Origin of the sequence: Litorilinea aerophila, from assembly GCF_006569185.2 — a bacterium.
Taxonomy (GTDB): Bacteria; Chloroflexota; Anaerolineae; order Caldilineales; family Caldilineaceae; genus Litorilinea; species Litorilinea aerophila.
Map to the genome: position 1 here is coordinate 26,133 of NZ_VIGC02000019.1, position 14,965 is coordinate 41,097.

The 14,965-nt window shown below is 66.6% G+C and carries 9 protein-coding genes; 4 read left to right on the forward strand and 5 right to left on the reverse strand.

Translation table 11 applies throughout. The features are described 5' to 3' along the window. Positions 1 to 51 precede the first annotated feature (51 nt). Entirely contained in the window at positions 52 to 1,251 is a 1,200-nt protein-coding gene (locus FKZ61_RS14695) for a Gfo/Idh/MocA family protein (protein WP_170199764.1), read from the forward strand. A gap of 10 nt (positions 1,252 to 1,261) precedes the next feature. Here FKZ61_RS14695 and FKZ61_RS14700 read toward each other — a convergent pair whose 3' ends face one another. After that, on the reverse strand, positions 1,262 to 2,068 hold the full coding sequence (locus tag FKZ61_RS14700) for an SDR family NAD(P)-dependent oxidoreductase (RefSeq protein WP_141610887.1): 807 nt from the start codon (positions 2,066 to 2,068) through the stop codon (positions 1,262 to 1,264). A 38-nt stretch (positions 2,069 to 2,106) separates the two neighbouring features. Next, positions 2,107 to 3,144 carry an NAD(P)-dependent alcohol dehydrogenase gene (locus FKZ61_RS14705; RefSeq protein WP_141610888.1) on the reverse strand — a complete coding sequence of 346 codons (1,038 nt, stop codon included), beginning with the start codon at positions 3,142 to 3,144 and terminating at the stop codon, positions 2,107 to 2,109. Positions 3,145 to 3,530: 386 nt separating this feature from the next. Between FKZ61_RS14705 and FKZ61_RS14710 the strand changes: the two genes are divergently transcribed. Next, positions 3,531 to 8,543 (forward strand): lamin tail domain-containing protein, encoded by a 5,013-nt coding sequence (locus FKZ61_RS14710; RefSeq protein ID WP_141610889.1) that lies wholly within the window; start codon positions 3,531 to 3,533, stop codon positions 8,541 to 8,543. A gap of 11 nt (positions 8,544 to 8,554) precedes the next feature. On the opposite strand, the gene FKZ61_RS14715 is transcribed toward FKZ61_RS14710, so the two are convergent. Then, on the reverse strand, positions 8,555 to 9,613 hold the full coding sequence (locus FKZ61_RS14715) for a dipeptidase (protein ID WP_141610890.1): 1,059 nt from the start codon (positions 9,611 to 9,613) through the stop codon (positions 8,555 to 8,557). Positions 9,614 to 9,886: 273 nt separating this feature from the next. Here FKZ61_RS14715 and FKZ61_RS14720 point away from each other — a divergent pair, with 273 nt between their 5' ends. Then, positions 9,887 to 10,774 carry a bifunctional transcriptional activator/DNA repair enzyme AdaA gene (locus tag FKZ61_RS14720; RefSeq protein WP_211358573.1) on the forward strand — a complete coding sequence of 296 codons (888 nt, stop codon included), beginning with the start codon at positions 9,887 to 9,889 and terminating at the stop codon, positions 10,772 to 10,774. A 68-nt stretch (positions 10,775 to 10,842) separates the two neighbouring features. On the opposite strand, the gene FKZ61_RS14725 is transcribed toward FKZ61_RS14720, so the two are convergent. Beyond that, complete coding sequence (locus tag FKZ61_RS14725; RefSeq protein WP_141610892.1) at positions 10,843 to 12,687, reverse strand: cation:proton antiporter; 1,845 nt, start codon at positions 12,685 to 12,687, stop codon at positions 10,843 to 10,845. A 252-nt stretch (positions 12,688 to 12,939) separates the two neighbouring features. Here FKZ61_RS14725 and FKZ61_RS14730 point away from each other — a divergent pair, with 252 nt between their 5' ends. Next, on the forward strand, positions 12,940 to 14,196 hold the full coding sequence (locus tag FKZ61_RS14730; protein ID WP_211358574.1) for a PQQ-dependent sugar dehydrogenase: 1,257 nt from the start codon (positions 12,940 to 12,942) through the stop codon (positions 14,194 to 14,196). Between the two features lie 126 nt (positions 14,197 to 14,322). Here FKZ61_RS14730 and FKZ61_RS14735 read toward each other — a convergent pair whose 3' ends face one another. Beyond that, on the reverse strand, positions 14,323 to 14,718 hold the full coding sequence (locus tag FKZ61_RS14735; RefSeq protein WP_141610893.1) for a hypothetical protein: 396 nt from the start codon (positions 14,716 to 14,718) through the stop codon (positions 14,323 to 14,325). Positions 14,719 to 14,965 lie beyond the last annotated feature (247 nt).

The following is a 14,965-nucleotide window of genomic DNA, read 5'->3' on the forward strand; positions in this document are numbered from 1 at the left end:
TCGTCATGGAGTCATCCGCAAAACATTCATCGAAGCAGTAGAGAGGGAAATATGAATCGCGAAGTTTCACTGATCCTGGCCGGAATCGGCGGCTATGGTCACTTTTACCTGCGCCACTTGCTGGCAGGCGCGGAACAGGCGGGGGTCCGTTTTCAGGCGGCGGCCGATCCCCGGCCTTCGGGCAGTCCGTTTTTGGACCAATTGCAGGACCGGGGCGTGGAAATTTTCCCCGACCTAACATCCTGCCTGGCGGCCCACCAGGCGGATCTGGTGGTTATCGCGGCGCCCATCCACTTCCACGCCGAACTGACGGCGCTTTCCCTGGCCCACGGCGCCCATGTCCTCTGCGAGAAGCCCCTGTGCGCCACCGTCGCCGAGGCGACGGCCATGGCCCAGGCCGAAGCCCAGGCCGACCGATTCGTCGCGGTGGGCTATCAGTGGTCCTTTTCCGAGGCCATCCAGGCCCTGAAACGGGATATCCAGGAGGGGGTCCTGGGGCAGCCCCGCCGCTTCAAGACGTGCGTCCTGTGGCCCCGGGGCGCCGCCTACTACGCGCGCAACAACTGGGCCGGCCGCATCCGCAGCCAGGATGGCCGCTGGGTGCTGGACAGCCCGGCCAGTAACGCCACGGCCCACTATCTGCACAACATGTTCTACGTCTTGGGGAGCTGCCGGGAGACGTCCGCGTTTCCGGCCCAGGTGGAGGCAGAGCTGTACCGGGCCAATCCCATTGAAAATTATGATGCCGCGGCCATCCGTTGCTACACCGAAGAGGGCGTGGAGCTACTTTTCTACGCAGCCCATTCGGTCCAACGGCGGGAGGGGCCGTTCTTCCAGTTTGAATTTGAGCAGGCGGTGGTTCGCTACACGGACGGCGGCACCATCCAGGCCACCTTCGCGGATGGACGTCAGAAGGACTACGGCGATCCCTTTGCCCACGATGGCAACAAACTCTGGCAGAGCGTGGACGCCGTCCGCACGGGCGAGCCGGTGGCCTGTGGCATCGCTGCGGCCACACCCCACGTCTACGCCATCAACGGCGCCCAGCTTTCCATGCCCGACATTGTCACCCTGCCGGATCGGCTCTACCGGCAGGATGGGGATGTGCGTTGGGTGGCCGGGCTCCAGGATGTCTTCCGGGCTGCGTACCAGGAAGCCTGCCTCCCCGCTGAGTTGGACAGTGTCCCCTGGACCCGGTCCGGCCGGCCTGTAACCCTGGCCGAAATTCGGCAGCGCCAGATTCCGGTGTAGTGCGCCGGACTTACCAGACGCAGTATCCGCCGTCCACCACCAGGTCGTGGCCGGTGATGAAATCCGAGGCCGGTGCGGCCAGGTAGACCAGCGCGCCCTGGAGGTCGGTCACCTCTGCCATGCGCCCCATGGGTGTCAGATCCAGCCAGCGGGGGACCATCTGCTGGCCCTCGGGCGTCTGGGTCAGCTCTTCCACCAGTTGGGTGCGGGTGTAGCCCGGGCTGATGCTGTTGACCCGGATGCCCCGTCGGGCCCATTCGGCGGCCAGGCTGCGGGTCAGGTGGATCACGCCGGCCTTGGATGCGTTGTAGGCGCACTGGTTCTGGGGGGTGTTGACGATGCGGCCGGACATGGACGCGGTGTTGATGATCTTGCCGTAGCCGGCGGCCAGCATGGCACGGGCCTCGGCCTGGGCGCAGAGGAAGACACCGGTCAGGTTGATGTCGATGACCCGCTGCCACTCCTCCAGGGTCATGCTTTCGCCGTCGGCCCAGAGGCCGATGCCCGCGTTGTTGGCGCCGATGGTCAGTTTCCCCCACTTGCGGAGCACCGCGTCCACCATGGCCTGGACCTCATCCGGCTTGGTCACGTCCGCGGTTACGGCCAGGGCATCGATCCCTTTGTCCGCCAGTTCCTGGGCCACGGCTTCGGCCCGTTCCGCCACCCGATCCACCACGGCCACGGCGGCGCCAGCTTCGCCCAGGGCATGGGCAAAGCCGCGGCCGATCCCCTGGCCGGCTCCGGTCACCAGGGCCACCCGCCCGTCCAGGCGAAAGCGCTCCAGGATGGGCGGCGCGTTCAAAATGTCGTCAGCCATGGGGCATCCACTCCTTTCCAGAGGCGAACCTGTTTGGGTTACTCGGCGACCACGATCTGGGCCTTCACCGACGAGGGGGGCATGTGGGCCGCGAACTCGAAGGCCTCCACGCTTTGGTCGAAGGTGAAGCGATCGGTGATGAGGGGTTTGACGTCGATTTTGCCGCTGGCCATGAGGGCCAGGGCCCGGGGATAGACGTGGGCGTAGCGGAAGACGTGCTCCACCCGGACTTCCTTGACCTGGGCGGCGGCCACATCGTAGGCGATGGGCTGAAGGGGGATGCCCACGTAGATGACTGCGCCGCCGGGGCAGACGGGCTCGAAGACGCTGGCCGCGGCCTGTTCGTTTCCGCTGCACTCGAAGACCAGGTCCGCGCCCCAGCCGTCGGTGAGCTCCTGGACCACATCGGTCAGGCGTTCCCGGGCCACGTTCACTGGTGTGATGGGGCCCAGGGTCGCGGCCAGATCCAGCTTGGGCTGCTGGACATCGGTCATGATCACCCGGCTGCAGCCCCCGGCCAGGGCGGCCAGGGCGGTCACCATGCCGATGGGGCCGGCCCCCATGACCACGGCCACGTCCCCGGGGCGGATACGAGCCTTGTTGGCGGCATGGAGACCTACAGCCAGGGGCTCCACCATGGCGCCCTCGGCAAAGCTGATGTTATCCGGCAGCTTGTAGGTGAAGGCGGCCGGGTGGACCACGGTGGGGCGCAGCACGCCGTGGACCGGGGGCGTGGCCCAGAAGCGCACGGCCGGATCCAGGTTGTAGAGGCCCAGGCGGGTGGCCTTGCTGTTGGGGTCTGGGATGCCTGGCTCCATGCAGACCCGGTCGCCGGGCTGCAGATGTTTCACCTGGCTGCCCACTTCGATCACCGTGCCCGAGGCCTCGTGGCCCAGGATCATAGGTTCTCGGACGACGAAGGGGCCGATGGCGCCGTGGGTATAGTAGTGGACATCGCTGCCACAGATGCCCACCGTGTGGAGGGCGATGCGCACATCGTGGGGCCCCATGGGCTCATCCAGTTCGATGTCCCGCAGGGAAAGTTTCAGTTTTTCTTCAAGGACCAATGCTTTCATAGGCTTCTCCCGAAAGGTGCCGGAGCCTGGCGTGCCCGTGCCGGCAAGGATACAGGCCCGCCGGGAATGGCCACCATGGGGGAAGTGGTTACCCCCAGCGGACGACAATGACGATCCAGATCAATGATAGCAGGGTTGCCACCCAGAGGGGAAGAAATGCCTCGATGAAGCGCATCCAATAGTTTAGTTCATTCGTCGGTTGACAACCCGATTCCAGTTGCCTATGATGGGAACCGCAGACAAGGTGACAGCCAGCCTGTGTCCTCTCTGCGACCGGCTGACTCCACCGGTGCGCCCGACCCGGGGCGCTAATCTGTCCCAACCATCCAAAACAACCGAAGAACGGTCCTGAACTTCCAACATCCCCCGTCGAGGAGGTATGGACAATGCGGCTGATCCCCCGAGCCCATCGGCTGCTCTGCCGGCTGTTCCGCCGGCCGCGTCGTCCCTGGCCCGCGTGTTTGCTGACTACCCTCTGCCTGGCTCTGCTCTGGACCCTGTGGATGAACCCACCTGGCCTCCAGGCCAACACCATCCAGGGCGGCGAAGAAACGCCCTTCCCCCTGGACCCACCCACGCCCACCGCCACCGAGACACCCAGCCCCACGCCGTCGCCCACGGCGACCGAGGTACTCACGGAGACGCCCACGCCTACGGAGACGGCGCCTCCATCGCCCACGCCCACTGACACGGGCACTCCCACGCCTACTGCCACCGAGACACCCAGCTCCACGCCGTCGCCCACGGCGACCGAAACGCCCACGGAGACGCCCACGCCTACGGAGACGGCGCCTCCATCGCCCACGCCCACTGACACGGGCACTCCCACGCCCACCGCCACCGAGACACCCAGCCCCACGCCGTCGCCCACGGCGACCGAAACGCCCACGGAGACGCCCACGTCCACCCCAACACTGGCGACCACCCCCACGCCGCCCCCCAACTTGCGTATCAGCGAGTTTCTGGCCGACCCCAAGGCGGTGACCGACGCCCAGGGCGAATGGATTGAGCTGGTCAACCTGGAAGACGTCCCCGTCAACCTTCGGGACTGGATTCTGGCTGACCTGGACCGGGACTGGCATCCCATTGCGACGGAGCTGTGGATCCCGCCGGGCGGCTATCTGGTTCTGGCCCGCAACAGCGACCCTGGGGCCAACGGCGGCGTTCAGGCCCAGTACCAGTACACCGGCCTGGATCTGGCCAACGGCGAGGACGAGTTGCTCCTCATCTCACCCGACGGCGTGGAGGTAGACCGGGTCCTGTGGGGGCGGGAGCGGGGCCTGCCCACCACTCCCGGTGCTTCCCTGGAGCGGGTGGACTGGTACTCTGGCGATGCCTGGCAGACGGCCACGGGGCCCTGGCCCGGTTCTGCCGGGGATTGGGGCAGCCCTGGCCAGCCCTACGTACCGGCTCCGCCCACGCCCACCGCCACACCCATTCCGCCTGCCCCCAGCGACGAACCGCCACCCACCTCCATCCCCACGCCTGCGCCGGTTTCGACTTCAACTTTGACGCCGGTTTCTCCGACGCCGGTGCCGACCCCGACGCCGACTGTGCCGGTGGCCCCACCGCCCCGTCTGCGTATCAGCGAGTTTCTGGCCGACCCCAGGGTGGTGGCCGACGCCCAGGGCGAATGGATTGAGCTGGTCAACCTGGAAGATGTCCCCGTCAACCTCCAGGACTGGATCCTGGCCGACCTGGACCGGGACTGGCATCCCATTGCGACGGAGCTGTGGATCCCGCCGGGCGGCTATCTGGTCCTGGCCCGCAACAGCGACCCTGGGGCCAACGGCGGCGTCCAGGCCCAGTACCAGTACACCGGCCTGGATCTGGCCAACGGCGAGGACGAGTTGCTCCTCATCTCGCCCGACGGCGTGGAGGTAGACCGGGTCCTGTGGGGGCGGGAAAGACCCGTACAAGTGGTACAGGGGGCCAGTCTGGAGCGCACCGATTGGGATTCTCAAACAGCCTGGGCCGTTGCCGAGGTTCCCTGGCCTGGCTCCCTGGGCGACCGGGGCTCGCCCGGACAACCCTTTCGCGCAAGCCTGCCCACGGCCACGCCGCCCCCGCCGACGCCTTCCGCCACACCCACGGCCACGGCCACCCGTTCTGGGCCGCCTCCTGGCTCGCCGCCACGGGTATTCCTCAGCGAGATCATGGGCGATCCAGCTGCCGTCTCCGACCGGGATGGGGAGTGGCTGGAGCTCTTCAACGCCGACGAGCAGCCGGTCAACCTGAGTGGCTGGATCCTGGCCGACCGGGGGAAAGACCGCCATGTCATCGCCCGCGACCTCTGGCTGCAGCCGGGTGCGACCGTGGTGTTGGGGCGCCAGGCCGACCAGGACCAGAACGGTGGCGTACCGGTGGACTACGTCTACGATGGTTTCTCCCTGGCCAACGACGAGGATGAAGTGCTCCTCGTCGCGCCCTGGGGCGCGGTGGTGGATCAGGTGGCCTGGGGTGGGAACAGCGGCCTGCGATTGCCCACCGGGGCCAGCCTGGAACGCACAGATCTAGCCGATCCCCAGGCGTGGCAGGCGGCGTCGGCGCCCTGGCCCGGCTCTCTGGGCGATCGGGGGTCGCCGGGCCGGCCCTACCAGCCCACCTCCCCCACCGCGCCCACCCTCTCCCCCGGTACCCCCGTTCCCACACCGGAGGCCACCGGGACGGCCACGCCCACCCCCACCGCCACGGCCTTGCCTGCGCCTTCCCTGGGTGATGCCTGGCCGCTGGAGCCCAACGGCAGCATGCTGGTGATCGACGAGGTCCTTTATGACGGCAGCGCCGAGGAGTTCGTAGCCCTGTACCACAGCGGCGATACGCCCCTGGATCTGGGCGGTTGGCTGTTGGGAGATGCCGAAGTGCCGGGCGACAACGAAGGCCTGTACGCCCTGCCGGCCGGGTACCTCCTGCAGCCCGGCGCCACCTTTGTGGTTGCCCGCAACGGGGCAGCCTTTCGCCAGCGCTTCGGCCGCGCGCCGGACGCCGAATTGGAGGAGAGCGACCCCGTCGTCACGACCCTGGCGCGGGAGCGTACCCTGGCCAGCGGCACCTTTGCCCTGCGAGATCAGGGAGATGAAGTGGTGTTGCTCACGCCCGCCCGCCGCCTGGCCGACGCGGTAGCCTTCGCAGAGGGTGAATATGGACGGCTTCAGTTGGGCGGATACCTGGCTGCTGGCCCAGGCCAGAGCCTGCAGCGGGTACCTGGGCCTCGTTTTCCAGGGGTGACTGACGTGCGGGAGCGTTTCCTATTGGGGCCACCCCGGCCCTTTGAACCGCGCGGCACTCCCCTGGCCCGTGCCCATCCCCGGCCAACCCTGGCCGACGGCATGGTGGCCCTGTGGGGGACGCTGGCTGCCTTCTCCAACTACAGCCCGGGAGGCACCGCGCCGCCCCACTACGTGTTGGCCGCCGGGGCTGCTGCCGGGCTCGACTTCGTGGCCCTGGCGGATCCCCACCGGGTCTTCCTGGATGTGGAGGGCGTCGCCCATGCCCTGGGCATGATCGCCGTTCCCGGCTGGCGCTGGCAAGGGAATGACGGGCGCCAGGCTGTGGTCTACGCTCCCCAGACGGTGGAGGCCGCTTCCTGGGAAGGCCTGAGCCAATGGGCCGGGCAGCAGGGCTGGCCGCTCCAGGCCCTGGCGGATGTTGGGCCGGTTGATGGCGCCGTGGCCGCGTTGACCGCCGACACCCTGGCCGTACCGGACGGGCTGGCCCGACTCTTTCAACGGTGGTCCGTGGCCGGGCGCCCCCTCTTGCCCGCCGGGAATCACAACCCGCCCCTGCCGGCCCTCCTGCCTGGCCAGCCCCGCTACACGGGCCTGGCTGTCCGGCAGGCCGATGTAGACGGGGTGCTGGAAGCCCTGCGCGCCCGCCGGGGGTGGCTCACCAGCGCCGCCGGCCTTTGGGTGACCCTCCAGGCGGAGGAGCCCGATGGCCAGCGCACGTGGATGGGGCAATCGATCGCACCCGCCAACCAGGTGGTGCTGCACGTCCGCTACGGCGACCAGGCGGGCGAAGCCCTGGGCGTGGCCATCTGGCAGGACGGTCAGCCAGTCCGGCAGCTGGACATCCCCTCGCCAGATGGCCACTGGATCCTGAACCTGCCGGCGGTACCCGGAAGCTGGCTGGCCGCGGTGGTCACCCAGGCCGATGGCGATTTCGCGGTGACAGCGCCCCTCCAGGTGCGGACAGGCGGCGGTGGACAGGTCCTCCTCAACGAGGTGCTGCCGGCGCCGGCGGGAGATCTCAACGGCGACGGTGTGGTGGACAGCGACGACGAGTTCATCGAGCTCTACAACCCGGGCAATGGACCCGTGTCGCTGGTGGGATGGCAACTGGTGGATGGCCTGGAATCCATGGCCCTGGCCGGGGATGCCCAGGCGAGTGCCCGGCGCTTCGTCTTTGGCCCTGGCCGATATCTCAACGGGCGCAGCCGCCTGGTTCTCTGGCGTCGGGAGAGCGGCCTCAGCCTGAACAACGACCAGGATGGCATCCGGCTGCTGGATCCCACCGGCGCAGTGGTAGATCAGGTGGCCTGGCACAGCTTCCCCGGCTGGGGCACGGCCCTGGCCCGCTTGCCCGATGGCAGCGAACAGTGGTCCACCACCAGCGCCGCCACCCCTGGCCAGGCCAACCAGGGAAGTGCCGAGACGGTGCCTTTTACACCGCCATCGGGGCCGCCACCGCTTCCCTCGCCGCCGCCCCCCGCCTCCAAAGGCGAGGACGAGGATGAGCGCCCGGCCCAAAAAGCGGCCGAAGGGCAGGCACCTGGGCCGCCGGGCTCGCTGGCAGAGGCCAAGCGGCGAGGGCTGGAAGCCACGGTAGAGTTTCGGGCCCAGGTGGTGGCGCCCCCGGGCCTGTTCAACTCGGCCATCTACGTGGCCGAGCCGGCCCTGGACGCCCAGGGAAATCCCCTGCCCCTGGCCGGCCTGGGCATTCAGGTCTACCTCAACAGCGGCGACTTTCTGCCCATGGAGGAAGGGAGCTGGGTCCTGGTACGCGGGGTGCTCAAGTCCTTCCGCGGCGAGATGGAGCTCCGGGCAGAGAGCCCGGAGCAGATCTGGCCTTTTCAAGTGGGCACGCCGTTGCAGCCGCTGCCGGTCCGGGTGGCGGACATCGGCGAATCCCTGGAAGGTCGGCTGGTGACCTTCCAGGGCGTGGTCAGCGGATGGCAGGGGGACAGCATCTTCCTGGCCGACCCCGACCAGCCGGAGGCAGAAGCGGTGCGGGTCACGGTGCGCAGCAGCCTGGGCTGGCGACGCCCGTACGTGAATCGGGGTGAACGGTGGCAGGTCACCGGGATCGTCAGCCAGTTTGCCCGGGAGCATCCGTGGAATGGCGGCTACCGGGTGCTGGTCCGCTATCCGGAGGATCTGCGCGAGCTGGACAGACCCTGAGGGCGCGTGGCCTATCGCCAGGTGGCCCGCAGCACCCGCACCCAGTTCTCGTAGGCGATCTGGCGCAGCTCGGCGTCGCCGTAGCCCCGGGCCCGCAGGCGCTCCATCAGGCGGGGCAGGCCGGCCACGTCCTTCAGCTCGGCGGGCATGGTGGCGCCGTCAAAGTCCGAGCCGAAGGCCACATGGGCCACGCCCATACGCTGCACCATGTAGTCCAGATGGTCGACGATTCGGTCGAGGGGCGTGTTGGCGTCCACCTGGCCATCTTCCCGCAGGAAACCCACGTGAAAGTTGACCCCCACCACGCCACCGCTGTCCCGGATGGCATCCAGCTGGCGGTCGGTCAGGTTGCGGCTGGAAGGCGCCAGCGCGTGGGCGCCGGAGTGGGTCGCCACCAGGGGGGCGTTAGAGAGGGCGGCCACGTCCCAGAAGCCCTTTTCATTCAGGTGGGAAAGGTCAATCAGGATGCCCAGGCGGTTGCAGGCCTGCACCAGGGCCCGGCCGGCTTCGGTCAGGCCCGGGCCGATGTCCGGGGAGGAAGGAAAGCGGAAGGGGACGCCGGTGCCGAAGGCGTTGGGACGACTCCAGGTGATTCCCAGGGAGCGCAGCCCTGCCCGGTAGAAGACTTCCAGGCTGTCCAGTTGGGTGTCGATGGCCTCGGCACCTTCGATGTGGAAGATCATGGCCAGGACGCCATCCTCCAGTGCCTGGACCAGCTCGTCCACAGTGCGCACCACCTGGGCCTGCCCCTGGGCCTCTTCTTCCAGACGGAAGAGGCGGGCCGCCAGGGCCATGGTGAAGGCCAGGGCGTGGGGCTGGTCCACGGGCTGGGGCTCCGGCGCGCCGGCCGGGTTGTGGGTTGCCGGCAGGCCATCGTTGGAACGGGGCGAGGGGGTAAAGAGGGCAAAGAACCCTCCACCCAGCCCGCCTTCCCGGGCCCGGGGCAGGTCGATGTGGCCCTCCTGGCTGCGTTCAAAGAAGGAACGACAGTTTGGGGGTTCCTGCAGATGGAGCTGGAGCAGGGTGTCGTTGTGGCCGTCGAAAATGGGAATCGGCGATGGAGTGCCCATGGAAGGTCCTTTCTGCTGTGAATCCTTGGGTTGAAATTCGGATGGGCTTGAGTGTAAACCATGGGCTGCCCCACATCAAAGCGGCCGGCAGGGCGGTGGGCACTTGACCTTCCTGTGGCTTTTTCGGCGGAAGCAGGCTCTGGCGCAAGATTCGGGTGGCCAGGCCGGGGCAGTGGGTTTACAATGGAGGTGTCTATTCGGGTATGTGGATACCCAGGATTGGTACCCGCAGAGGAGCAGCGTGATCAGGCTGTAACGGAGTGTGGAAACGTGGTGGATACAACCCAACGTGCTGACTATGAACGGGTGGCGGCTGCGATTCGCTACCTGGAGGCGCACCAACAGGAGCAGCCCAGCCTGGAGGAAGTGGCGGCGCACCTGCATCTGAGTCCATTTCACCTCCAGCGGATCTTCAAGCGCTGGGCCGGCATCAGCCCCAAGCGCTTCCTCCAGTTTCTGACCGCGGAACACGCCAAACGCCTGCTGGCGGAATCCCACAGCGTGCTGGACGCCGCATATGGGGCCGGGCTATCGGGGCCCGGCCGTCTCCATGACCTGCTGGTCTCGGTGGAAGCGGTGACGCCGGGCGAGTTCAAAGCCCGGGGCGCGGGTCTGTCCATCGCCTGTGGCCGCCACGACACGCCTTTCGGCGAGTGTCTGCTGGCCGTGACGGAGCGGGGCATCTGTGGCCTCTTCTTCCTGGGAGAGGGCGGCTGGGCAGAGGCCCTGGCCGAGCTCCAGCGCCGGTGGCCGGAAGCACGCATCGTGGAAGATGCGGCGCGCACACAGCCCCTGGCCGACCAGATCTTCCCGCCTGGACCTACGGGCGGTCCCCGTTCCGTCAATCTGCTGGTGCGGGGGACCAACTTTCAGATCAAGGTGTGGGAAGCCCTGCTGCGGATTCCCGCCGGCCAGGTCACCACCTACGGTACGCTGGCCCGGGCCATCGGCCAGCCCCGGGCAGCCCGGGCTGTGGGCAGCGCGGTGGCCGCCAATCCCATCGCCTATTTGATTCCCTGTCACCGGGTCATCCGTCAGAGCGGGTTGATTGCCGATTATCGCTGGGGCAGCACCCGCAAGAAGGCCATCTTGGGCTGGGAATTTGCCCGGCAAGGGGCGTCCACCGTCGAGGATTCGCCGGCACCAGCTGAGCGCTGGTAATCGACTACGGGTAGAGATGGTACGTGGTGCGTATATTCGTCTACGCACCACGCACCACGTGAGAGGCATCAGGCGTGCTGGGGTGGCGTCTCCTCCAGGGTGGGGGCCAGGCCGGCCGCGTCCTGGGGGCTATCCTTTTCCCGCACCAGGGTGATGAGGGTCCAGCCCGGTTCGGGTTCCAGGGGCGCGTCTACCGTAGAGATGAGGACCCGCTTGCCCTGGATGGCCATAAGCAGCAGGAAGTCCTGGGCCTGGTACTGTTTGCGGAATTCCTGAAAGGTAAATTGCTCAGTCAGGGGCGTCATCTTGATGATGGCGCCGGAGTTCAGCATCTCTGTCAGGCGGTTGAAGGTTGCATCGCGCGAGAAGAGGAGCCGACCCAGCTGGAACCGGTTCAGGTTGGTGTTTTGGCCGGCCGGTAGCTGCGGAGGCAACTGGTAGACCTCGGATGATCCGAACTCATCCTCAAAGTGTTTGCATGCCAGGGCATTGGCTTCATCGTTGTTGGTCAGGGCCAGCAGGCGGCCAATGCCAGCCAGGTCCAGGTGAGTTTCCACAAACTCGGATAACAGATTGCCTTGGGAGGCGTTCAGCCCCCGCAGCCGGGCTTCCACCACGCTGCTGAGATTGGCGTCGATCAGGCGCACCACGAAACCGGCCTTCTGCAAGGCCAGGGCCAGCTCCTGGGCCAGGGGATTGGCCCCCATGAACAGGAAGCCCTGGGGATCGGCCTCGCTGACGTGAAGGCGCTGGGCCAGCCATTTGGCCGTGCTCCCCTGTAACACCACCGTGCCCACGATGACCAGGAAGGTGAGGGGGCTGAGGATGCGGGCTTCTGCGTATCCCATCTCCACCAGTTCAAAGGCGAAGAGGGAGGAGACCGCCGCCGCCACGATGCCGCGTGGCGCGATCCAGGAGAGGAAGAGCCGTTCGTTGCGCTGCAGTGGGCTGCCGATGGCGCTGAGCTGGACCGCCAACGGCCTCAGCACCAGGATGATCACCGCCAGCAAGACCAGGCTGCGCCAGTCCAACAGGCGCAGGTCGTCCATGGTGATGTTGGCTGCCAGGAGGATGAAGAGGGTGGAGATCAGCAGCACGCTCAGCTTTTCTTTGAAGTACCAGATTTCCCGCAGCTGCCGCAGGTCGGTGTTGGCCAGCAGGACGCCCATCACGGTGACGGCCAGCAGGCCGGACTCGCTGGCCAGGGCACTGGAAAAAGCAAAGACGCAGGTGACGATGGCCAGGGTAGCCACATCCCGCAGATAGTCCGGAATCAGAAAGCGGCGGAGCAGCTCGTAGAGGATGTAGCCGCCCACCAGCCCGAAGCCGGAGCCCACCGCCACAATGCGGATAAATCCACCCAGGCTCCACTCCCAGCGGGCGCCCACCCCAGCCGCGATGAACTCGAAGACCAGCACGGCCACCAGGGCCCCGATGGGGTCGATAAGGATCCCTTCCCACTTCAACACAGAAGCAATGTTGGCCGTGGGGCGCACATTGCGCAACAAGGGCGCAATGACCGTGGGCCCAGTCACGATGATGAGCGCCCCGAACAGGAAGGAGAGGGGCCAGGAGATGCCCATCAGGTAATGTGCCCCGATCGCGCCGCCAAACCAGCTGATCAACGAACCCAGGGTCAGCAGATTGCGCACGATGGTGGCTACCGAGCGTACTTCTCGCCAGGTGAGCGTCAGCGCGCCCTCGAACAGAATAACCGCCACCGAGAGGGAGACCAACGGGAAGAAGAGATTTCCCAATGAGTCCTGGGGATGTAGCCAGCCCAACACCGGGCCGGCCAGAAAACCGGCGGCCAACAGGGGCAAAATAGCCGGTAGCTTCACTCGCCAGGCCAGCCACTGGCAGATAATACCCACGGCCAATACACCGGCAATCACCACCATTTCGTTATGCATCTAACCTCCTTGATCTGATCGGGACAAACTTGAACGAGGCTATCGGGCGCCCATCACGCCGGTATTTCTAACACATGCCGGCGTCCGGTACTGTGAGCCAACCCATCATTGGGGACGGAATTTTGCTCCCGTAGCTTGCTGGCCCCAAACTGGACCCAGCTTACAGAGCCCAGACCACCATGCTGGAACAATGGGGCCAGTGTACACCAGAGCGGTCATCCCGACAATCGCGCCCAAAGGAGGATTTCACCCGTGTCAACCATCACGCATCGCCGTCCAGACCAGGCCAGCCACCCTTCGGTCTGGTTTTGGCTCAGCCTCGTCCTGCTCTTTGTGGTCGCCGGTTGCGCGCCGCCCCCCAGTCCGACCCTCTCCACGCCAGACAGCCCTCCGGCGGCAACCACCTCCCCAGCCCAAGCCTCCCTACCCGAGCGCATCCAGCTGACGCCCGTCTACAGCGGACTCCGCCAGCCACTCTTCGTCACCCATGCCGGTGACGGCAGCGGCCGGATCTTCGTCGTGGAGAAGGCGGGCCGAATTCTCCTGTGGGCGCCAGGAGAGGCGGATCCGGTTGTTTTCCTGAACATCGAAGACCGGGTGGGCAGCAGTGGCAGCGAGCAGGGGCTGCTGGGGCTGGCCTTCGCGCCCAATTATCCGGACACAGGCTTTTTCTACGTTAACTACACCGACCGGGCCGGCGACACGGTGATCGCCCGCTACCAGACGTCGCCTGAAACGCCCGACCAGGCCGACCCGAACAGCGAGTTCGTCATTCTGACCCTGGCACAGCCCGCCCGCAATCACAACGGCGGGATGCTGGCCTTCGGCCCCGACGGCTACCTGTGGATCGGCACCGGAGATGGCGGCGGAGCCAACGACCGCTTCGGCAATGCCCAAAACCCGGAGAGCCTGCTGGGGAAGATGCTGCGCCTGGACGTAACCACAGCGTCGGATCAGCCGTACCTCATTCCCGAGGACAATCCCTGGCGCGAGGGCACGTGGGATGGCCGGACCATCCGTCCCGAAATCTGGGCCGTTGGCCTCCGCAACCCGTGGCGCTACAGCTTCGACCGGGAGACCGGAGACCTGTGGATTGCCGATGTGGGGCAGAACCAGTACGAGGAAATCAACTTCGTCCCGGCGCCACTGGCCGGCGGGCTCAACTTCGGCTGGCCCATCACAGAAGGCCTTCACTGCTTCCAGTCGCCGGGGTGTGACACGGCCGGCCTGACCCTGCCCATCGCGGAGTACGGCCACCAGGGACGTTGTTCCATCACCGGTGGCTACGTCTACCGGGGCCAGGACCAACCCGGCCTGACCGGGCTCTACTTCTACGGGGACTATTGCAGCGGGGAAATCTGGGCGCTACGACATCAGCAAGACGCCGAATCCCAGATCCAACTGGTGGCCCGGAGCGGCCTGGGCATCAGCAGCTTCGGCGAGGACGAGGCCGGCGAGCTCTACGTGACCGACCTGCGGGGCGGGGCTGTCTATCGCATCGAGGAGTGAAGCCATGGCGCAGGGTCCGACCGGTCCCTCGCCCTCGGAGACTCCATGGCCGCGTGCCCGAAGAGGAGTCCCGCCACGGATGGCAGCCTGACCCAAGAACAGTCGGCTCCTCCCGGGGCGGGGCCGCTACCACTCGTCGATCCACTCTTCTGTTTCACCAACCACCTTGTACCGGCGCTGGGTGGTGCCCGGCGTTTCAACTGGGGGCATCAACTGACCCTGGGGGCCGAAGGATTGGGCCTGTGGCTGGGTGGGGGCTCCGGTCACCACGATCACCGGCGGCGGCTGGTGGTAGGGATAGGGGTAGCCGGACCCCCCGGCCCGACTTGGCCCCACGCTTCGCTCGGCCTCAGCCCGCCGCCGCTCCCCGGCCAGGACCAGGAGCGCTGTGGGAATGCCGGCCAGCACGCCGAAAATGACGCCGATGGCCATACTGATGGCGTCGCTATTGAGGGTACCGCCGATTCGCCAGCCTGCCACGGCGACCAGCAGGAAAAGTCCGAAAACAATGGTCCGTTTCATGGTGGCTCTCCTGGCTTGAAAGAATGAAGACGATCCGACCTGTATGCCCGACCCGAGGGTGGACTGGGTTGGGGCTGGAATGCCGGGGGTGCACTGCCAGTGCCGGCCAGACCTGACCTTTGTGATTCTGTCCGCTATTATACTAGAACATCTGTTCTGGTGTCAAGGGTGGTTTTGGGGGCTTTGGGGCGGGCAGCGTTCACCACTGGTTTGGCCAATCCGATCCACGGATTTCACAGCCATCCAC

Bases quoted from the DNA above. Each gene is read 5' to 3' on its own strand.
- FKZ61_RS14695 (WP_170199764.1), top strand. From the start codon at position 52: ATGAATCGCGAAGTTTCACTGATCCTGGCCGGAATCGGCGGCTATGGT.
- FKZ61_RS14710 (WP_141610889.1), top strand. From the start codon at position 3,531: ATGCGGCTGATCCCCCGAGCCCATCGGCTGCTCTGCCGGCTGTTCCGC.
- FKZ61_RS14705 (WP_141610888.1), bottom strand. From the start codon at position 3,144: ATGAAAGCATTGGTCCTTGAAGAAAAACTGAAACTTTCCCTGCGGGAC.
- FKZ61_RS14700 (WP_141610887.1), bottom strand. From the start codon at position 2,068: ATGGCTGACGACATTTTGAACGCGCCGCCCATCCTGGAGCGCTTTCGC.
- FKZ61_RS14735 (WP_141610893.1), bottom strand. From the start codon at position 14,718: ATGAAACGGACCATTGTTTTCGGACTTTTCCTGCTGGTCGCCGTGGCA.
- FKZ61_RS14715 (WP_141610890.1), bottom strand. From the start codon at position 9,613: ATGGGCACTCCATCGCCGATTCCCATTTTCGACGGCCACAACGACACC.
- FKZ61_RS14725 (WP_141610892.1), bottom strand. From the start codon at position 12,687: ATGCATAACGAAATGGTGGTGATTGCCGGTGTATTGGCCGTGGGTATT.